Raw genomic sequence first — 19,487 nt, 5'->3', positions numbered from 1 at the left:
AGCGTTCACACATGTTCATCGGCGTCCTGCTGGTTATCACCTGGCTGATTTTGTTGCTGCGCTACCCGACCAAGGCGTTGCCGGTCTCCGTGGCGGCGGCCCTCGGATTGGGTGTGGTGGCTATGTGGGTGATCTGGATGGACAACCGCGAGGTCAAGCAACTGGCGCGCCTGGAGTTGCGTATCGCCTACGCGCCCGAACGCTGCCCGGCGGATCGTCCGCTGCAATTAACCATGAATAACGGCAACGACGTGCCGTTGACCGAGTTGCGCTGGCGTGTCGCGGCTTACGCGCCGGGCGATACGGTCAACCTGGCTGACAATCAGTACGCCGCACCCCGCTATCGCGGCCCCGGCGAACTGCAAGCCGGGGCAAATTGGGAAGACTGCTTGCCATTGCCTCCGCTGCGCCCGGGCTATCGCCCGCAAACGCTGGAGTTTCGCGCCGAGCGTTTGCAGGGTAGTTTCTCCGATTGATCTTCCTTTTCTCTTTTTGCACAAGGACCGCGCCATGCCCGTTGCGTTGATTACCGGTTGTTCCAGCGGCATTGGCCGCGCCCTCGCCGATGCGTTCAAGGTCGCCGGCTACGAAGTCTGGGCCAGTGCGCGCAAGGCTGAAGACGTGGCAGTTCTGGCCGCCGCCGGCTTCACCGCCGTGCAACTGGACGTCAACGATGGCGCGGCACTCGGCCTATTGAGCGAGCGTATCAACCAGCAAACGGGCGGCCTCGACGTACTGATCAACAACGCCGGTTACGGCGCCATGGGCCCGTTGCTCGATGGCGGCGTGCCGGCCATGCAGCGCCAGTTTGAAACCAACGTGTTTGCCATCGTCGGCGTCACTCGCGCGCTGTTCCCGGTGCTGCGCCGGGCCAAGGGTCTGGTGGTGAACATCGGCAGCGTCTCCGGCGTACTGGTCACGCCGTTTGCCGGCGCTTACTGCGCCTCGAAAGCGGCAGTACATGCACTTAGCGATGCGCTGCGCATGGAACTGGCGCCGTTCGGCATTCGTGTGATGGAAGTTCAGCCCGGCGCCATCGCCTCAAGCTTCGCCAAGAATGCCGGCCATGAAGCCGAGCAGTTGATCAACGAACAATCACCGTGGTTTCCGTTGCGTGAAGGTATACGTGCCCGGGCCAAGGCATCCCAGGACAAGCCGACGCCGGCCAGCGAGTTTGCTGCCGGGCTGCTCAAGGCTGTGCAGCAGGGCAAACCACCGCGCCTGATTCGTCTGGGCAATGGCAGCCGGGCGTTGCCGTTGTTGGCGGGGTTGTTGCCCAAGGGATTGCTGGAGTCGGGTTTGATGAAGCGGTTCGGGTTGAGTGGGCAACTCTAAGACCGAGTCGACATCATCGCGGGCAAGCCCGCGATGATGTCAGGACAGATGCTGCAAAAATTCAGGAAACAACATGACCGACTACACCGAATACTTTGATGAAGTAATCCAGGCCCACATAGCCATCGAGCAGTGGTTGGCCGAGGAACGAGACGAGTCAGAGCTTGAACAGTTGCTGACGCGTTTTTCGCCGCAGTTTTCCATGGTCTCGCCGCTGGGGCGGGTGCTGGATTTCAACGCGTTAAGCGAGTTGTTCCTGCTGGCGGGTGGCAGGAAACTCGGGTTCCGGATCGAGCTCAGCGAATTGCATGGCATCGCTCTGTACGACAGTGGCGCCGTGGTGAGTTATCGCGAGCAGCAAACCGATGCGACGGGGCTGCATTCCGATCGCCGATCGACGGTGGTGTTTGAGAAGCAGGCGGATGGCAAGGTGGTTTGGCGGCATTTGCATGAGACGTTTTGCAAGGAGTGAACTGCCGTTATCTGTCAGTGGGACCGAGTCGCGCCCATCGCGGGCAAGCCCGCTCCCACAGGGATCTTCGGTGTTAATGCTGTCTATGCCATCCAGCAGAATCCTGTGGGAGCGGCGGTGCGGCGAGCCGACTTGCCCGCGATGGGCGCGACTCGGTCTACACGCTATGCACCATCGCCTTGCTTCACAACCACCGTACAAGTAATCCCCGCCGCCAACAGCACCCCCTCCGGCACTTCATCAATGTGAATCCGCACCGGCACCCGCTGCGCCAGCCGCACCCAGTTAAAGGTCGGGTTCACATCGGCAATCAGCTCACGACTTTCCGGGTTATCACGGTCATAGATCCCGCGAGAAATGCTTTCCACATGCCCCTTGAGCACTTCCCCACTCATCAACTGCATGTCGGCCTTATCGCCGACCCGCACGTGGGGCAGTTTGGTTTCTTCAAAAAAGCCGTAGACCCAGAATGAGTTCATATCAACCACGGCCATTTTCGCTTCGCCGATGCGCGCGTAATCGCCGCGATGGACGTTGAGGTTGGTCACGTAACCGTCCACCGCCGCGCGGACCTCGGTGCGTTTGAGGTTCAGTTCAGCGGCTTCGAGTTGCGCTTGTGCATGCTGGTAATCGGCCAGGGCCGAGTCGGCGATGTTGCTGGCGTCGTCGCGGTTTTCCCTGGAGATCACCAGGTTGTCCATGTCGGCGCGGCGATGGGCGTTGACCTTGCGCATCTCCCATGTTGACTTGCGCGAGGCCACCAGTGACTGCGCCTGTTTGACCGCGATCCGATAGTGCTCGGGGTCGATCTGCATCAACAGGTCGCCCTTCTTCACCAATTGGTTGTCGCGCACCGGCACGTTGACCACTTCGCCTGTGACGTCGGCGGCAACGTTGATGATGTCGGCGCGCACGCGACCGTCGCGGGTCCATGGCGTATCCATGTAATGCACCCAAAGGGTCCGGCCAATCCATATCGCGAGCGCCAGCACCAGCAGGGTGGCGAGCAGGCTGAAAAGCTTTTTCATCAGGGTGATCTCAATGGTAAACAGTCAACGCCAGGGCGCCGAACAGACAGGTAAACAGACTCAGACGCAGCAGCGCCGGGTGCCAGAAGAAGCGGTACAGATCAAACCCGGACAGGAATCGATCAAGTGCCCATGCCAGTGCCGCAGCGATGAAAAACATCAACGTCATGGTCGGCATGTACACGCCGTGGAAGGCGATTTCACGAGGCATGTTCAAGTCCTTGGGGCTTGGCGGTTGCGATGCAATTTACGTAGCCCGCGAGCGGCGATTGCGGGGCCAGCAACGAGGTGCGGATGAAGTGCAGGTAACTCTTCACCCGGCGCAATGCGGAGGTGTCGAAGTGCGGGGCGAAGGGTTCGTCAGTGGCCTGAACCCGGCTGATCGCGTGGTCGACCGCGATCAGGCTGCGCTCCAGATTGCTCTGGCTCGGCTGCAGAAACAGCCGCACCAACGAGCGGCCCATCACCCGGATCGCCTGGCGCCACGGCTGGGATTCGGCATAAGCGGGGTGCACCGGCAGAATCGCCTGTTCCTTGCGCAATTCGATGATCGCGTGACCGACTTCCAGCACCACAAACATCCAGCGCAGCAAGTCCCGTTGCACCTGCGGTTGCCCTGCGGCGAGGCCATAAGCCTGATGCAGCAAGTCCCTCGTGCTGCTTTCAAAACCCGAGGCCAACCCCTTGAGTTTGCCGCTGATGGCGTACACCACCTGGCCGCGCAGATCCTGCTCCAATCGACGCCACAACCAGCGACTGTTGGGCGGCAGAATGATCGCCCCCGCCGCCGCGCACACCAGCATGCCGAGCACCATGGCGATGTAGTCGTTGATGAAGGCGTAAGGGTTGTAGACCGTGAGGTTGTCCGGCACCGAACCGGTGCTGAAAAAGATCAGCAACCCGAGGCCGACACCGGCGTATTGCGGGCGCGAAGTCAGGAACGAACCCAGCACGATCACCGGCGCGAGCATCACACAAAGCAACGGGAAACCGTCGATCCAGGGAAAGATGAAAAACATCTCGAAGAAGCCGATCAACGCCCCGATCAAAGTCCCGCAGGCCATCTGAAACGCCATGCGTTTGGGGTTCGGTGTCGCAGCTGAAAGGCCCACGGTGGCGGCAGCGATCAGGGTCATCATCGCCCCGCTCGGCCACGCCGTGGCGACCCAATAACTACCGAGCACCAGCAGAATGAACGTCGCGCGAATCCCCGAGGCGGCCGAGGCCATCCAGTTGGTTTGCGGGGTGAAAGGCTCATCCCATCGCTCCCGGGCATGGCTGTGATCGGCCAGGGACGCGTGGGTCTGTGCATAACCGTGCAAACCATCGACGAAGCGATAGAGCAACTCGTACGCCGTGTGAAAATCCAGTTGTTCGGCGTCGCTCGGGGCGCTCTCCTGAAAGGTTGCCCGCAGGCTGCGAACGCGTGCGGGCAAGCCTTCTTTGTAGGCGGTCAACGCGACCACCAGCCGCCCCGCATCGGCATTGGTCAGGGCACGACCGGTGAAGCCATCGAGCAGTTCGGCGAGGTCCTGCAAACCCGGTTTGATCGCCGCCACCACGTGGTCGGTGCCGCTGCTGCGCAGGCGTTCAAGCAACTGGTGCAGGGCGTTGAAGCGAGTGGTGATGCCCATGAACTCACTGTTCAAGCGACTGAGCCGACCATTGCGCCGACGCATGTGCGGGTCTTCGAAAACAGTGACGCTGCGCAGCCCTTCCAGGCCCACCGCTTCGGCGATGAAGCGTACGTTACTCGCCTCGAACGCCTCCCGTTTGCTGCGACCGCGCAAGCCGTCGGTGACGAACAGCGCGAACACGCCAAAGCGCTGATACAAGGCGTTGCGCATCGCAGCGCTGGCGGATTGCGGCAGGATCGCGGCACTGACCAGGGTCGAACAGAGGATGCCGAGGGAGATTTCCAGCACCCGCCAGACTGCGGCCATGAACGCGCCGTCCGGGTGGGCCAGTGCGGGCAAACCGACCATCGCGGCGGTGTACCCGGCCAACACGAAACCATAGGCGCGGAAGTTACGATAACGCGCCGCGCCGGCCGAGCAGATGCCCACCCAGATCGCCAGGGAGCCGAGGAACAGTTCGGTGCTTTGGGCGAATATGGCAATCAGCGCGACCATCACCGCCGACCCGGCCAGGGTGCCGAGGAAGCGATAGAAACTCTTGGCCATCACGTGGCCGCTTTGCGGCTGCATGACGATGAACACGGTGATCATCGCCGTGCGCGGCTGCGGCAGCTCAAGACGCATGGCCAGCCACAGGGTCAGGAACGCTGCGAACAGCACTTTGAAAATATAGACCCAGGTCACGCCATCGCTGCGTGCCCAGTCGAAGAAGCCGCGGCGCCATTCCAGGGAGTACAGCCAGCGTAAGGGTGCGGGCAAAGGAGTCATCAAATCCTGCTCAATAATTTCCAGTGAAAACCGGAACCTGTGAGCGAGCTTGCTCGCGATAGCGGTGTGTCAGGCGACATGATTGCTGACTGACACGCCCTCATCGCGAGCAAGCTCGCTCCCACAGGTGTTGTGTTCAACGCAAAAGGTTCGGGGTTTTCGGCGCCTGGGTCTGCTCGGTGTCCGGCACGTCATATCCGGCACCAAGACCCCCTCCGAGCGCCGTCACCAATTCGGCATGGGCACTCAATCGTGCCGCCTGAACCTGCTGCTGAACTTGCTGCTGCTTGAACAACAACGTCTGGGCATTCAACACGTTGAGGTAATCGGTGAGCCCACGCTGATAAGCGATCATCGCGATGTCATAAGTCTTCTGCGCGGTGGCTACCGACTCGCTGGCAAAGGCCTGTTGCTTGTCCATCGACTCGCGACGGATCAACTGGTCGGAGATGTTTTTCAGCGCATTGACCAGTGTCTGGTTGTACTTTGCCACGGCGATGTCATAACCGGCCGAGGCTTCGCCCAGCTCAGCACGCAAACGACCGCCGTCGAAGATCGGCAACGAAATCGCCGGGCCGACGCTGTAGTTGAGTTTTTTGCCAGTCAGAAACTCCAGCGCCCCGCCGCCCGTGGCCATGTAGCCAAGGCTGCCCACCAGATCGACGTTGGGGTAGAAACCGGCGTGCGCGACATCAATACCCCGTGCCTGGGCCGCCACTTGCCAACGACTGGCGACCACGTCCGGGCGCTGACCGAGCAACTGCGCGGGCAACGTCGACGGCAGTTTCAGCGCCGCACCCAACGACAGCGTCGGTCGCTGCAACTTCGCGCCCTCCCCCGGGCCAAAACCTGCCAGTGCGGCGAGCTGATTGCGGTTCAGGGCGATTTCTTCGTCAAGCGCGTCGATCTGGCGATGGGTTTCCGGCAACGGCGTTTCGGCCTGACTGACTTCGAAATGCGTGCCGATGCCGCCGCTCAAGCGCTTTTGCGCCAGGTCGAGGATTTGCTGTTGCTGCTTCAGCGTGGCCGCGACGATGTCCCGTTGCGCGTAATGCAACGAGAGTTCGATGTAGGCGCGCACGATGTTGTTCTGCAATTCGAGCTGGGCCAACCGCGCCTCGGCGGCGCTCATGTGGGCCATGTCCACCGCGCGCTCGGTGGCATTGCTTTCGCGGCCCCAAAGGTCGAGGGCATAGCTGAAGCCCAGCGCGGCGTTGTTGTCCCAGGTGGTGGAATTGGTCAACTCGCCCGGCCCGTAGAACTGATCGGTCGGCCAGTTGTGACGCTTGAGAGTGGATTCACCGTTGATCTGCAACGACTCGGCGGACTCGGCGATACCGGCCATCGACCGGGCCTGACGCACCCGCGCCGCAGCCATGGCCATGGTTGGGCTGCCTTGGACGGCGAGGTCGATCCAGCGGTTCAGTTGCGGGTCGCCATACGCCTGCCACCATTGGGCGGTGGGCCAGTGAGCGTCCTGCGCGGCGCGCTGGATAGCTTCGTCAGTGGCCAATGAATTGGCCTCGAGAGCCTTGCCCTGTGGGGCAATACCTCCGGTTCCGATGCAGCCGCTGATTGCCAGGGTTAAAGCCAAAACACTGAGCGTCTGAAGCGCTCTGCTGATGCGACGCGGCACTGCTGCGATTTCCTGAGGTGGGGAGTTGTTCCTGAGGTGCGCAATTCTAGGGGTGGACTTGGTTGGCGATAAGCTGGGTTTCTTGTGAATCTTTGTTACCGTTAGCGCGATAATCCGTTGGTCCATCTATAGTCGTCTGTAAAAAATCAGTAACTTCGTGTCACAATTTGCCATCGCACCCGAGAGCACCCCATGGACACTTTGCAAAACATGCGCGCCTTCAGTTATGTGGCCGAAGCGGGCAGCTTCACCGCCGCCGCCGTGCAACTCGACACGACCACGGCCAACGTCTCGCGCGCGGTCTCCAACCTGGAAGCCCACCTGCAAACCCGCCTGCTCAACCGCACCACCCGCCGCATCGCGCTGACCGAGGCCGGCAAGCGCTATCTATTGCGCTGCGAGCAGATCCTGGCCTATGTCGAAGAAGCCGAAGCCGAGGCCAGCGACGCCCATGCGCGCCCGGCCGGGCAGCTCAAAGTGCACACCATGACCGGCATCGGTCAGCACTTCGTAATCGACGCCATCGCCCGCTATCGCAAGACCCACCCGGACGTGACCTTCGACCTGACCATGGCCAACCGCGTGCCGGACCTGCTGGACGAGGGCTACGACGTGTCCATCGTGCTCGCCAGCGAACTGCCGGACTCGGGCTTCGTCTCCCAGCGCCTGGGTATCACCTACAGCATCGTTTGCGCTTCACCGGCCTACGTAAAAGCCAACGGCTGCGCACACACACCGAGCGATTTACTCAACCACGCCTGCCTGCGCCTGGTAAGTCCGGTGATTCCGCTGGAGAAATGGACCTTCGATGGTCCTGAAGGCCAGGAAATGGTCACCATTAACAGTTCTCCATTTTTGGTGAACTCGGCCGACGCGATGAAGACTGCGATCACCAGCGGCATGGGGGTTGGGGTTTTGCCGGTCTACGCAGCGATTGAAGGCTTGCGCAACGGCACGCTGGTGCGAGTAATGCCGAACTACCGATCGCAGGAACTGAACCTTTATGCGATCTACCCGTCGCGGCAGTATCTGGATGCGAAGATCAAAACGTGGGTCGAGTACTTGCGCGGCTCGTTGCCGGAGATATTGGCGGCGCATCAGGCGGAACTGGCGGCGTATGAGTTGAGCGGGAGCATGGGTGGGGTTCGGGTGGCGAATTGATTTCGCCGGTCCCGCAGACGGGGTGATATTGGGGGACGTTTCCGACGGGTTCTGTCGGTTGTTGGGTCGGAAGGGAAATGGGTAGGCTTTGTGGGTCGCTGCAAAATCAGCGATCAGGTCTGGAAAACCTGGCAACGCTCATCACACCTCATGGCATACTGCGGCGCTTTTTTCTGCACGCAATCCTTGTTATGGCGGCTGTGCGCGGGAGACCTTCGGGTCTACCGGTTTTTGGTGGGTGTACCGGTTTTTCCAGTCCGCGCATGGCTGCCACCCTTTCGTCTGGAAAACGAAAGATGGCAGTTCCACTTCATCTGCCAATGAGTAACTTCCGCATGATTAAAGAAACACCAAATCCCCCGGAAACCGACGACGTTTCCCCCTACGAATCCACCGATTCAAACAAACTCAACGAAGCCGCCGAACGCGCCCTCGACTTCCACTTCCCGTCTATTGCCGACATCAAAGCCACCCCGCGCACGCCCAACACCCTGTTCACAGTGGACCCAGACGCTACGACCGAAACCCTCGTGGTTTATCTGGTCGAGACGCTGGCCTCGGTCGATGTGATGGTCCATCACTTGGTGGACCATCTTGACGGTGGGTCGCGCAATGCCCTGCTGGGTATTTCAAACAGCATCATGCTGGCGGAGATCACGGCAAACCGAGTGCTGGATAACATTGACGTGCCGAAACCTGCACCACACCGCTAATCCACTGTAGGAGCTGAGCTTGCTCCGGGCGGCGTTCCGACGATAGCGGTCTAACATTCAACATTGATGGCGACTAACACTCCGTCATCGCTAGCAAGCTCGCTCCCTCAATGGATCGGATACGCCTTTCGCTTCTCACCACTCAACAGGCCGAGCGTTAGCTCGCCTGCCGCTCTTGATCTTGAGGTGCACGCCCCATCGAGAGGCCGAGCGCAGGTTCTGCGCAGTGGGCAACCCGGCATGGATGCCGGGTTAGCCGCCCCCGGCCATGGATGGCCGATGGCGGCGGGCCCACGGAGCAGGACCGGAGCGAGGGCATGCCGAGCCACAGCGAGGCACCGAACGTCAGGGGCAAGAGCCCTTGGTTACTTGGGGCTCTTCCAAGTGACCCGCCGTAAGGGCGGAACCACAAGCGGCCGTTACCCCAGAAATGGATATGTACACCTGAAAGAGAATGGTCGGCTACCGGGCCGCCAAGATCGCCAGGATCGCCCCAAACTGACAGCGCCGTCAGTTAGCAGTCACTCTCCTGACGGGCTAACAGGTTTATAAAGGAAAGCATAAACCTGCCCCAATCCCCGTCCACCTAGCCCGGCGCCCCACTCGCATGCGAATTCAGAAAAAAAACGCCTTGATCGCAGGTCTGCTGATCGCCCTGGCGGCGCTGGGCGTTTGGTACGCCACCAAACCCGCGACAACCAAACTGGCTGCCCCCACCGCTATCCCCGTGCGGGTAGTCAGCGTCAGCGAAAAAGACGTCCCCCGCTACGTCAGCGGCATCGGTTCGGTACTGTCCCTGCACAGCGTCGTGGTGCGCCCGCAAATCGACGGCATCCTCACCAAAATCCTGGTCAAGGAAGGCCAACTGGTGAACAAAGGCGACCTGCTGGCCACCATCGACGACCGTTCGATCCGCGCCAGCCTCGACCAGGCGCGGGCCCAACTGGGCGAAAGCCAGGCGCAACTGCAAGTGGCCCTCGTCAACCTCAAGCGCTACAAACTGCTGAGCGTAGACGACGGCGTTTCCAAACAGACCTACGACCAGCAACAAGCCCTGGTCAACCAGCTCAAAGCCACCGCCCAAGGCAATCAGGCCTCGATCGACGCCGCTCAGGTTCAGCTTTCCTACACACAGATTCGCTCCCCGGTCACCGGCCGCGTCGGTATTCGTACGGTCGACGAAGGCAACTTCCTGCGCATGACCGACGCCCAGGGTTTGTTCACGGTGACCCAGATCGACCCGATTGCCGTGGAGTTTTCCCTGCCACAGCAAATGCTGCCCACCCTGCAAGGCCTGATCAACGATCCAGAGCACGCCCAGGTCAAGGCCTACATCGGTGCCGACACCGATGGCGAAACCGGTAACCTGCTGGGCGAAGGCCACCTGACGCTGATCGACAACCAGATTAACGCCAACACCGGGACCATCCGCGCCAAGGCTGAATTCAACAACCCCGGGCAGAAACTCTGGCCGGGCCTGCTGGTGACGGTAAAGATTCAGACAGCGCTGGATAAAGATGCGCTGGTGGTGCCGCCCACGGTCGTACAGCGCGGGCTCGATCAACATTTCGTCTATCGGGTCAACGGCGACAAGGTCGAAACCGTCACCGTGCAAATGGTCCATCAGGGCAGCGGCCAGGACATCATCAAGGGCGTCAAACCGGGCGATGTGCTGGTCAGCGACGGCCAGTCGCGGCTCAAGCCCGGTTCGATGGTTCAGGTACTGACTGATCCACCGCAAGTGGTGCAATCGGAGCCGAAACCATGAAGGGTCATGGCTCGGTCTCTGCCTGGTGCATCGACCATCCGGTGGCGACGATCCTGCTGACGTTCGCGTTGGTGCTGCTCGGTGTCATCGCCTTCCCCAAGCTGCCGATCGCGCCGTTGCCGGAAGCCGAATTCCCGACGATTCAAGTGGCGGCACAATTGCCCGGCGCCAGCCCGGAAACCATGGCCTCGTCGGTGGCCACGCCACTTGAAGTGCAATTCAGCGCCATCCCCGGCGTGACCCAGATGACCTCGAGCAGCGCCTTGGGCTCGACCAACCTGACCCTGCAATTCACCCTCGACAAAAGCATCGACACCGCGGCCCAGGAAGTCCAGGCAGCGATCAACACCGCCGCCGGCAAACTGCCCAAGGACATGCCGACCCTGCCGACCTGGCGCAAGGTCAACCCGGCCGACAGCCCGGTGCTGATCCTCAGCGTCAACTCGACGCAGATGCCCGGCACCGAACTCAGTGACCTGGTGGAAACGTTGCTCTCACGTCAGATCAGTCAGATCGACGGCGTAGGCCAAATCAACATTACCGGTCAGCAACGTCCGGCCATCCGCGTCCAGGCCTCGGCCGACAAACTCGCCGCCATCGGCCTGACGCTGGCGGACATTCGCGTGGCGATCCAGCAAACAAGCCTCAACCTGGCCAAAGGTGCGTTGTACGGGGAGTCGAGCATTTCGACCCTGTCCACCAACGACCAGTTGTTCCACCCCGACGAATACAGCCAGCTCATCGTTTCCTACAAGGACGGTGCACCGGTTCACCTCAAGGATGTGGCGAAAGTCGTCAACGGTTCGGAAGATGCCTACGTGCAAGCCTGGGCCGGTGATCGGCCCGGAGTGAACCTGGTGATCTCCCGGCAACCAGGCGCCAACATCGTCGAGACCGTGGATCGCATTCAAGCGGCCCTGCCCGGCCTGGAAGCCATGCTGCCAGCGTCGGTGCAGGTCAAAGTGTTGATCGACCGCACCCAGACCATTCGCGCCTCGCTGCATGAAGTGGAAGTCACCCTGCTGATCGCCATCATGCTGGTGGTGGCTGTGATGGCGCTGTTCCTGCGCCAATGGTCGGCGACTCTGATCGTGTCCGCTGTATTGGGTGTTTCGCTGGTCGCCAGTTTCGCCCTGATGTACATCATGGGTTTCAGCCTGAACAACCTGACCCTGGTGGCGATCGTGGTGGCTGTGGGGTTTGTGGTGGACGATGCGATTGTGGTGGTGGAGAACATTCACCGTCACCTTGAGGCCGGCGACGGCATGCGCGAAGCGGCGATCAAGGGCGCCGGCGAGATCGGCTTCACCGTGGTTTCCATCAGTTTCTCGCTGGTGGCGGCGTTCATTCCGTTGCTGTTCATGGGCGGCGTGGTCGGGCGACTGTTCAAGGAATTCGCGCTGACGGCGACCTCGACCATCATGATCTCGGTGGTGGTGTCCCTGACGTTGGCACCCACCCTGGCCGCTCTGTTCATGCGCGCGCCCGTGCATCACGCCCATAGCAAACCGGGGTTTGGCGAGCGCTTGCTGGCTCTCTATGAGAAAGGCCTGCGCCGCGCCCTCGCCCATCAGAAGTTGATGATCGGCGTGTTCGGTTTGTCTCTGGGCCTGGCCATCGCCGGTTACATCTTCATTCCCAAGGGTTTCTTCCCGGTGCAGGACACCGGTTTCGTCCTCGGCACCACCGAAGCAGCTGCCGATATTTCCTACGGCGACATGGTGAAAAAACACCTGGCGATGGCAGAAATCGTCGCCGCCGACCCTGCCGTTCAGGCGTTTTCCCACTCGGTCGGCGTCTCGGGCAGCAACCAGACCATCGCTAACGGCCGCTTCTGGATCTCCCTGAAAAAACGCGGCGACCGCGACGTCTCGGCCAGCCAATTCATCGACCGGATTCGCCCGCAACTGATGAAAGTCCCGGGCATCGTGCTGTACCTGCGCGCCGGGCAAGACATCAACCTCAGCTCCGGCCCGAGCCGCGCCCAATATCAATATGTGCTCAAGAGCAACGACGGCGCGACCCTCAGCACCTGGACCCAGCGCCTGACCGAAAAACTGCGCAGCAACCCGGCTTTCCGTGACATTTCCAATGACTTGCAACTGGGCGGCAGCATCACCCACATCAGTATCGACCGCAGCGCGGCGGCACGTTTCGGCCTGACCGCCAGCGATGTCGACGAAGCGTTGTACGATGCTTTTGGTCAGCGCCAGATCAACGAATTCCAGACCCAGATCAACCAGTACAACGTGATCCTGGAACTGGACACCAAGCAGCGCGGCAAGGCTGAAAGCCTGAACTATTTCTACCTGCGCTCGCCTCTGAGCGGGGAAATGGTACCGCTGTCGGCGCTGGCCAAGTTCGATGCACCCACCGTCGGCCCGTTGTCCATCGCCCATGACGGGATGTTCCCGGCCGCCAACCTGTCGTTCAACCTGGCGCCCGGCGTGGCGTTGGGCGACGCGGTGATCATGCTCAACCAGGCCAAGGCCGAAATCGGCATGCCGGCCGCCATGAGCGGCAACTTCCAGGGCGCGGCGCAGGCGTTCCAGAGTTCGCTGGCCAGCCAGCCATGGCTGATCCTGGCGGCGCTGGTGGCGGTGTACATCATTCTCGGCGTGCTCTACGAGAGTTTCGTGCATCCGCTGACCATCATCTCGACGCTGCCTTCGGCGGGGCTCGGTGCGGTGATCATGCTGTGGATTTGGGGTCAGGACTTTTCAATCATGGCGCTGATCGGCCTGGTGCTGCTGATAGGGATCGTCAAGAAAAACGGCATCCTGATGATCGACTTCGCCCTTGAAGCCCGGCGCAAAGGTGGCTTGCCACCGGAAGAAGCGATTTACCAGGCCTGTATCACTCGGTTCCGGCCGATCATCATGACCACCCTCGCCGCCCTGCTCGGCGCGTTGCCATTGATGCTCGGTTACGGCACCGGCGCCGAACTGCGCCAGCCATTGGGTATTGCGGTGGTCGGCGGCTTGTTGGTGAGCCAGGCGCTGACGTTGTTTACCACTCCGGTCATATACTTAACGCTTGAGCGGCTTTTGCATCGGCACACTCTTCCACCAGCGCCTTCGCCTATACCGGCGTTGGCGACCACAGACTGAGGCGAGTCATGCGCGTTCTGATTATCGAAGACGAAGAAAAAACCGCGGACTATTTGCACCGCGGCCTGACGGAACAGGGTTACACCGTGGATTTGGCGCGTGATGGCGTCGAAGGCTTGCACATGGCGCTGGAAAGCGACTACGCGGTGATCGTCCTCGATGTCATGCTGCCGGGCCTCGACGGCTTCGGCGTATTGCGCGCCCTGCGTGCACGCAAGCAAACCCCGGTGATCATGCTCACCGCTCGCGAGCGTGTCGAAGACCGCATCAAAGGCCTGCGTGACGGCGCCGACGATTACCTCGGCAAGCCGTTTTCCTTTCTTGAACTGGTGGCGCGCCTGCAAGCGCTGACCCGGCGCAGCGGCGGTCATGAACCGGTGCAGGTGAGCATCGCCGACCTGTGGATAGATTTGATCAGCCGCAAAGCCACCCGCGCCGGTACCCGCCTGGACCTGACCGCCAAGGAGTTCTCGCTGTTGAGCGTACTGGCCCGCCGTCAGGGTGAAATCCTCTCGAAAACGGCGATTGCCGAAATGGTCTGGGACATCAATTTCGACAGCGACGCCAACGTCGTCGAAGTCGCGATCAAACGCCTGCGTGCCAAGCTCGACGGGCCGTTCGACGAAAAACTGCTGCACACGATTCGTGGCATGGGTTATGTGCTGGAGAGCCGTGGTGTCCAGTAATTCGATTGCACTGCGCCTGAGCGGGATGTTTACGCTGGTGGCGCTTTTGGTGTTCCTGTTGATCGGCTGGGCGCTGTACCAGCAGGTCGACAAAGGATTGGGTCTGTTGCCCGAAGCCGAGCTGGATGCGCGCTATAGCGTGCTCGAATCCACGGTCGGCCGTTACGGCACGCCAGAACATTGGGTGAAGATCAACAACAAGCTCAAGTTGTTGGGAGAAGAAGACAAGCGCATCAGTTTCTGGATCATCAGCGGCGATCCGCACTACGAATACGGCAACCTGACGCCGCAGATCCGCGCTTTCGCGCAGGGGCCGCTGGGCATGCGTGACTTGACGCTACCGGATCAGCCTTATCCATTGAAAGTGCTGGTCAGCCAGTTCCCGGCCAAGGATCAGCGTCCGCCGTTGCGTTTCATGATCGGCATCGACACCGAGACGTTTTTGCAGACTCAGCATCATTTGCTGATTGCCCTGATCAGCCTGGCGATTGTCGGCGTACTGCTGGCGTCGGCGCTGGGTTACTGGGTGGCGCGGATTGGCCTCAAGCCGTTGATCAAGTTGTCTCAGGAAGCCCAGCGACTGGCGCCACCATTGCGTTCCGGGCGTTTGCGCATGTCGTCACTGCCGCCGGAACTGAATCAGTTCGTCAACTCGTTCAACTCCACGCTGGAGCGGGTCGAACAGGCTTACACGCGCCTGGAATCGTTCAATGCCGACGTCGCCCACGAACTGCGCTCGCCGTTGACCAACCTCATTGGTCAGACTCAGGTGGCGCTGACTCGCGGACGTTCTGCAGAGCACTACTTCGAAGTCCTGCAATCGAACCTCGAAGAACTTGAGCGACTGCGCTCGATCATCAACGACATGCTGTTCCTCGCCAGCGCCGACCAGGGCAGCAAAGCCACCAAGCTCACGTCCACTTCGCTGGCGGATGAAGTGGCCACGACCCTGGAGTACCTGGATTTCATCCTCGAAGACGCCCAGGTTCAGGTCGCGGTCAGCGGCGATGCCCATGTGCGGATCGAGATTGCTCATCTGCGTCGGGCGTTAATCAATCTGCTGAGCAACGCGGTGCAGCACACCGAGCCTGGGCAAGTCATTCAGGTGCGAATCGAAGTCGAGGAGCATCAGGTCAGTATCGGTGTCGCGAACCCCGGTTCGCCAATTGCCAACGAGCACCTGTCGCGACTGTTCGAACGCTTCTACCGGGTTGATGCGTCGCGCAGCAACAGCGGCAATAACCACGGGCTGGGGTTGGCGATCGTCAAGGCGATTGCGTTGATGCATGGCGGGGATGTGTTTGTGCGCAGTGATCACGGCATGAACACCTTCGGCATCCACCTCCCCGTTTGACCCCGCTAAATGATCGTTCCCAGGCTCTGCGTGGGACGCGGAGCGTCCCGGCCTGCATTCCCACGTGAAGCGTGGGAACGATCAGGTCAGCCTGTCAGTCGGTCACTGTTGCTTTAAGCGCAACGGTCCTTTCACCAATCCGCTCTTTTTCCCGTCTCTAAAGCCCCTTATCGTTGCCGCACCAAACAGCACTTGCCAAGCAAGAAGGTTTTAAAGATGTCCAACACTATGGGTATTGCCAGCGCTTTCGTTTTGTCCTCTTTGTTTCTGTCCCCGATCGCCATGGCTGAAGAGTCGCAGGCCTTCGTCGCGCACAATGCCGCACGCGCCGCAGCGTTCGATGCGTATCAGAGCGAAATGACGGCCAAGGCCAACGAAGCCGCGCAAACCCCTCAAGCATCGACCACTCAGCCCCAGCCTCAGGTTGAGAAAGACAGCTGATCGAGCCTGTCACTGCGTTTCCCTCGACACGGTTCAGGGGCTCTTCCCCTTGAACTGTTGTTTCAAAGCCGCTGCTATCAGCGGCTTTTTTTCGTTCCGGTGTTAAACACACCTGGTTCGTCTGCCCTGACAAGAAACCTCCTGAATCTCAAAACAATGAGGTTCTTAGTTGACCCAAGGAGCTTTATCGCAAGTGCGTTTCCCTCTCAGATTCAGCCCGCTGTTCATTGCAATCGCTGCAACGATGTCCTCTGCTACTCATGCCGCAGATGAATCAAGTAACGACGGTTTCGTCGAAGGTTCGAGCCTCAATCTCAACGCCCGCAACTACTACATGAACCGCAACCGGCTGCAGCAGGCCGACGACAACATCGAATGGGGCCAGGGTTTTCTCGGCCTCTTCGAATCGGGTTACACCCAGGGCAGCGTTGGTTTCGGCATGGATGCCCACGCCATGCTCGGGCTCAAGCTGGATGGCGGTGGCGGCACCGATGGATCGAGCATCCTGCCGATCAGCGATGGCAACGGCAAAGCGCCGGGCTCATTCTCGACGGCAGGCGGCACATTAAAAATGCGCGCCCTGGATACTGAATTGAAGGCCGGCGACCTGTTCCTCACCAACCCGGTGATTGCCGGCGGCGAAACCCGCATGCTGCCCCAGACTTTTCGCGGCGTCAGCCTGACCAATCACAGCTTCGACGACGTCATGATCGAAGCCGGACAGGCAAGTTTCACCAAGCCATACAACCAGAGTGGTCACACTCGAATCGGCACGTCTTACGGCAGCCTGGCCGAGGGTGACGAAAGCCGCCACCTGAACTGGGCCGGTGTGGCGTGGAGCGGCTTGCCGGGCCTGACCAGCAGCCTGTATGCCGCCGAGCTCAAGGACATCTGGAACCAGTACTACTACGATCTGGATTACACCTACGCGCTCAACGACCTGATCAGCTTCAACCCGGGCCTGCACTTCTATCACACGCAAGACACCGGCGATGCGTTGCTGGGCAACATCGACAACAACACCTACAGCCTGCATTTCACCGTCGGCGTGGGCAATCACAGCGTCACCGCCGCCTACCAGCGGGTCAATGGCAACACGCCGTTCGATTACATCAACCAGGGCGACAGCGTCTTCCTCGACAACTCCCAGCAGTATTCAGACTTCAATGGCCCGAACGAGCGCTCGTGGAAACTCAAGTACGCCTACGACTTTGTCGGACTCGGCCTACCCGGCCTGACCTCGGCGGTCTCTTATTCCCGTGGCGAACTGGACCTGAGCAAAGTCGACCCGGACAGCCCGGGTTATGCCTCGTGGTACAGCGCCGACGGCAAAAACGCCAGGCACTGGGAGCGCGACATCGACCTCAAGTACGTGATCCAGGGCGGCAAGGCCAAAGACCTGGCGCTACGCCTGCAATGGGCCACTAACCGCGGCGGCAATGGTTACGGGGTTCTGGATCAGGACACCGATGAATACCGGGTGATCGTCGACTACCCGTTTAACGTTTTCTGATCCCCGGCAACACAATAAAAGGTCAGCATGTTTTGCTGGCCTTTTTTTTTACTCGGGACTTATACCTTCGCCACGTGACAACAGAGCCTCAATGACTGATCTTTGCGCCGAGCCGCCTTCTATACCGGCAGCTACGTTTATGGAACTACGCTTACAAAGTCCCTCAAGCAGACATCAGACCCATGACAGCAAGCCGTACCCCACATGTAACAGGCAAGACCGGGCGACCCGAACTCATGGTGATCCTCGGCAGTTCCCTGACCGTCATAGCGATTCTCAGCATTGTTGCCTTTCTGCTGATTCGCGAACACGCTAATGTCCGGCAGGCGGCTACTCGCAGCGCCACCACGATCGCGCAACTGATCGACGCCGACGTATTGCGCACCGTCGAACTCTACGACCTCACCCTGCAAGGCCTGATTGCCGCTGCGCAACGGGATGACTTGAAACAGGTTTCGCCGCAGATCCGCCACTTGTTGCTGTTCGACCGCTCTACCACGGCGCGTTTCAAGGGCGACATCCTGTTGCTGGACAAACAGGGGGAGGTGCTCGCTGACTCGTCGCTGATCGAGCCCAAACCTGGCAACTTCGCTGACCGCGATTATTTCCTCGCCCATGCTTCCAACCGCGATACCGGCATGTTCATCAGCCGACCGTTCAAGCCCGCCTGCGATTGCGAAGACGGCGACGAATGGCGGATCAGTTTCAGCCAACGCATCTCCTCCTCCACCGGTGAGTTTATGGGAGTGGCGGTCGCGTCAATGCGCCTGGCTTACTTCGACCAGTTGTTCAACAGCCTGGACATCGGCACCGGCAGTACGCTGAACATCATCAATGACGACGGCATTCTGTTGGCGCAAAAGCCGTACCTGATAAACGACTCGATTGGCAAAAGCTTCGCCAACCGACCCAACGTCATACGGATCCTGCGTGAGGGCAACGGCAGCTTCGAAAGCGTGTCGAGCATCAGCCACCAGCAACGCCTGTACACCTTCTCGCGGGTCGGCAACCTGCCGTTGACGGTCATTGTTGCCCTCTCCGGCAACGAAGTGTTCGCAGCCTGGGAACGCACAGCGATCGTGATCAGCGGCGTCACCGGCGTGTTGTGCATGGGTTTGCTTTGGCTGACCTGGCTGCTCTGCCGGGAGCTGCGCCTGCGCCACAACGCCGAGCAGGAGCTGGCGCAGCTGGCCGCCACTGATGCATTGACCGGCGTAGCCAACCGCCGAACCCTGGACCAGACCCTGCGTCACGAATGGTTTCGCGCCCAACGTTCCGGCAAGCCACTGTCAGTGTTGATGATCGACGCCGACCACTTCAAGGCATTCAACGATCGCCACGGCCATCAGGGCGGCGACGATGCCTTGCGTGCATTGGCCAAGGTGATCTGCGCCAATGTTCGGCGTCCCACGGACCTGGTCGCCCGCTACGGCGGCGAAGAGTTTTCAGTCATCCTGGCGGAAACAGATCAGGAGGGTGCGCGACAGATAGCCGAGCATATCCGTAAGGCAGTAGAGCAATTGCCGTTTATGGTGGTAGGTGAAATGCCGATTACTGTCAGTATTGGTATCGCAACCTGGACTACCGCGACCGAGACCGGTCTGGAAAGCTTGCTGTTTGCAGCAGATAAAGCACTGTATCAGGCCAAGGAAAGTGGGCGTAACCGGGTGGTCACTGCGGATTGATCGTTCCCACGCTCTGCGTGGGAACGATCATCACGTGACAGGGGCATAAAAAAGGTTCTTCACGGAATCCCGGGAAACACAGAAACAAGAACGCCGATTTGATTGATGATGTTCGTGCGAGCAAACACATCTAACAAACCGGCGTTCTTATGCGCGATATTAATACTTTCCTTCCTTTTT

The 19,487-nt window shown here is 60.2% G+C and carries 16 protein-coding genes; 12 read left to right on the top strand and 4 right to left on the bottom strand.

The features are described from left to right. Positions 1-11: 11 nt before the first annotated feature. The 3 genes from FQ185_RS20510 to FQ185_RS20500 all read left to right on the top strand — a co-directional run bounded on the left by FQ185_RS20510 (position 12) and on the right by FQ185_RS20500 (position 1,807). A complete protein-coding gene (locus FQ185_RS20510; protein ID WP_149419003.1) occupies positions 12-476 on the top strand; it encodes a multidrug transporter in 465 nt (154 codons plus the stop codon). 34 nt (positions 477-510) lie between these two features. Next, positions 511-1,335, top strand: coding sequence for an SDR family oxidoreductase (locus FQ185_RS20505; protein WP_149419002.1), 825 nt, complete (start codon positions 511-513; stop codon positions 1,333-1,335). 73 nt (positions 1,336-1,408) lie between these two features. Further along, positions 1,409-1,807 carry a DUF4440 domain-containing protein gene (locus FQ185_RS20500; protein ID WP_149419001.1) on the top strand — a complete coding sequence of 133 codons (399 nt, stop codon included), beginning with the start codon at positions 1,409-1,411 and terminating at the stop codon, positions 1,805-1,807. Positions 1,808-1,971: 164 nt separating this feature from the next. Here FQ185_RS20500 and FQ185_RS20495 read toward each other — a convergent pair whose 3' ends face one another. From FQ185_RS20495 to FQ185_RS20480, 4 genes are all read right to left on the bottom strand, one after another. Continuing rightward, positions 1,972-2,835 (bottom strand): HlyD family secretion protein, encoded by an 864-nt coding sequence (locus tag FQ185_RS20495; RefSeq protein ID WP_149419000.1) that lies wholly within the window; start codon positions 2,833-2,835, stop codon positions 1,972-1,974. Between the two features lie 10 nt (positions 2,836-2,845). Beyond that, on the bottom strand, positions 2,846-3,046 hold the full coding sequence (locus FQ185_RS20490) for a DUF1656 domain-containing protein (protein ID WP_008153498.1): 201 nt from the start codon (positions 3,044-3,046) through the stop codon (positions 2,846-2,848). Further along, positions 3,036-5,240, bottom strand: a complete 2,205-nt coding sequence (locus tag FQ185_RS20485) for an FUSC family protein (RefSeq protein ID WP_149418999.1) — start codon at positions 5,238-5,240, stop codon at positions 3,036-3,038. The genes FQ185_RS20490 and FQ185_RS20485 overlap by 11 nt, the downstream gene beginning before the upstream one ends. A 136-nt stretch (positions 5,241-5,376) precedes the next feature. Continuing rightward, entirely contained in the window at positions 5,377-6,876 is a 1,500-nt protein-coding gene (locus FQ185_RS20480; RefSeq protein ID WP_149418998.1) for an efflux transporter outer membrane subunit, read from the bottom strand. Positions 6,877-7,068: 192 nt separating this feature from the next. Between FQ185_RS20480 and FQ185_RS20475 the strand changes: the two genes are divergently transcribed. From FQ185_RS20475 to FQ185_RS20435, 9 genes are all read left to right on the top strand, one after another. Then, a complete protein-coding gene (locus FQ185_RS20475; RefSeq protein WP_149418997.1) occupies positions 7,069-8,037 on the top strand; it encodes a LysR family transcriptional regulator in 969 nt (322 codons plus the stop codon). Positions 8,038-8,372: 335 nt separating this feature from the next. Then, positions 8,373-8,750: a DUF6124 family protein gene (locus FQ185_RS20470; RefSeq protein ID WP_149419122.1), complete on the top strand. Its 378-nt coding sequence runs from the start codon at positions 8,373-8,375 to the stop codon at positions 8,748-8,750. A 607-nt stretch (positions 8,751-9,357) separates the two neighbouring features. After that, complete coding sequence (locus tag FQ185_RS20465) at positions 9,358-10,518, top strand: efflux RND transporter periplasmic adaptor subunit (RefSeq protein WP_149418996.1); 1,161 nt, start codon at positions 9,358-9,360, stop codon at positions 10,516-10,518. Continuing rightward, the gene (locus FQ185_RS20460) at positions 10,515-13,628 is read left to right on the top strand and encodes a multidrug efflux RND transporter permease subunit (protein WP_149418995.1); all 3,114 of its coding nucleotides are present in this window, start codon (positions 10,515-10,517) and stop codon (positions 13,626-13,628) included. Before FQ185_RS20465 ends, FQ185_RS20460 begins: the two co-directional genes overlap by 4 nt. 8 nt (positions 13,629-13,636) lie before the next feature. Then, positions 13,637-14,314 (top strand): heavy metal response regulator transcription factor, encoded by a 678-nt coding sequence (locus FQ185_RS20455; protein ID WP_077044915.1) that lies wholly within the window; start codon positions 13,637-13,639, stop codon positions 14,312-14,314. Beyond that, complete coding sequence (locus FQ185_RS20450; protein ID WP_149418994.1) at positions 14,304-15,668, top strand: heavy metal sensor histidine kinase; 1,365 nt, start codon at positions 14,304-14,306, stop codon at positions 15,666-15,668. Before FQ185_RS20455 ends, FQ185_RS20450 begins: the two co-directional genes overlap by 11 nt. 216 nt (positions 15,669-15,884) lie before the next feature. Then, entirely contained in the window at positions 15,885-16,109 is a 225-nt protein-coding gene (locus tag FQ185_RS20445; RefSeq protein WP_149418993.1) for a hypothetical protein, read from the top strand. A 193-nt stretch (positions 16,110-16,302) separates the two neighbouring features. Continuing rightward, positions 16,303-17,622 carry an OprD family porin gene (locus tag FQ185_RS20440; protein WP_149418992.1) on the top strand — a complete coding sequence of 440 codons (1,320 nt, stop codon included), beginning with the start codon at positions 16,303-16,305 and terminating at the stop codon, positions 17,620-17,622. A gap of 182 nt (positions 17,623-17,804) precedes the next feature. Then, positions 17,805-19,307, top strand: a complete 1,503-nt coding sequence (locus FQ185_RS20435; protein WP_149418991.1) for a sensor domain-containing diguanylate cyclase — start codon at positions 17,805-17,807, stop codon at positions 19,305-19,307. Positions 19,308-19,487: the final 180 nt, after the last annotated feature.

Source organism: Pseudomonas sp. ANT_H12B, from assembly GCF_008369325.1.
In the GTDB taxonomy this organism is placed as follows: Bacteria; Pseudomonadota; Gammaproteobacteria; order Pseudomonadales; family Pseudomonadaceae; genus Aquipseudomonas.
Note: the sequence above shows the minus strand (reverse complement) of the source record. Positions and strands in the feature narration are given on the sequence as shown.

What these genes read in the sequence shown, in the direction of transcription:
- FQ185_RS20510 (WP_149419003.1), top strand. Translation starts at nt 12, where the DNA reads ATGTTCATCGGCGTCCTGCTGGTTATCACCTGGCTGATTTTGTTGCTG.
- FQ185_RS20505 (WP_149419002.1), top strand. Translation starts at nt 511, where the DNA reads ATGCCCGTTGCGTTGATTACCGGTTGTTCCAGCGGCATTGGCCGCGCC.
- FQ185_RS20500 (WP_149419001.1), top strand. Translation starts at nt 1,409, where the DNA reads ATGACCGACTACACCGAATACTTTGATGAAGTAATCCAGGCCCACATA.
- FQ185_RS20495 (WP_149419000.1), bottom strand. Translation starts at nt 2,835, where the DNA reads ATGAAAAAGCTTTTCAGCCTGCTCGCCACCCTGCTGGTGCTGGCGCTC.
- FQ185_RS20490 (WP_008153498.1), bottom strand. Translation starts at nt 3,046, where the DNA reads ATGCCTCGTGAAATCGCCTTCCACGGCGTGTACATGCCGACCATGACG.
- FQ185_RS20485 (WP_149418999.1), bottom strand. Translation starts at nt 5,240, where the DNA reads ATGACTCCTTTGCCCGCACCCTTACGCTGGCTGTACTCCCTGGAATGG.
- FQ185_RS20475 (WP_149418997.1), top strand. Translation starts at nt 7,069, where the DNA reads ATGGACACTTTGCAAAACATGCGCGCCTTCAGTTATGTGGCCGAAGCG.
- FQ185_RS20470 (WP_149419122.1), top strand. Translation starts at nt 8,373, where the DNA reads ATGATTAAAGAAACACCAAATCCCCCGGAAACCGACGACGTTTCCCCC.
- FQ185_RS20465 (WP_149418996.1), top strand. Translation starts at nt 9,358, where the DNA reads ATGCGAATTCAGAAAAAAAACGCCTTGATCGCAGGTCTGCTGATCGCC.
- FQ185_RS20460 (WP_149418995.1), top strand. Translation starts at nt 10,515, where the DNA reads ATGAAGGGTCATGGCTCGGTCTCTGCCTGGTGCATCGACCATCCGGTG.
- FQ185_RS20455 (WP_077044915.1), top strand. Translation starts at nt 13,637, where the DNA reads ATGCGCGTTCTGATTATCGAAGACGAAGAAAAAACCGCGGACTATTTG.
- FQ185_RS20445 (WP_149418993.1), top strand. Translation starts at nt 15,885, where the DNA reads ATGTCCAACACTATGGGTATTGCCAGCGCTTTCGTTTTGTCCTCTTTG.
- FQ185_RS20435 (WP_149418991.1), top strand. Translation starts at nt 17,805, where the DNA reads ATGACAGCAAGCCGTACCCCACATGTAACAGGCAAGACCGGGCGACCC.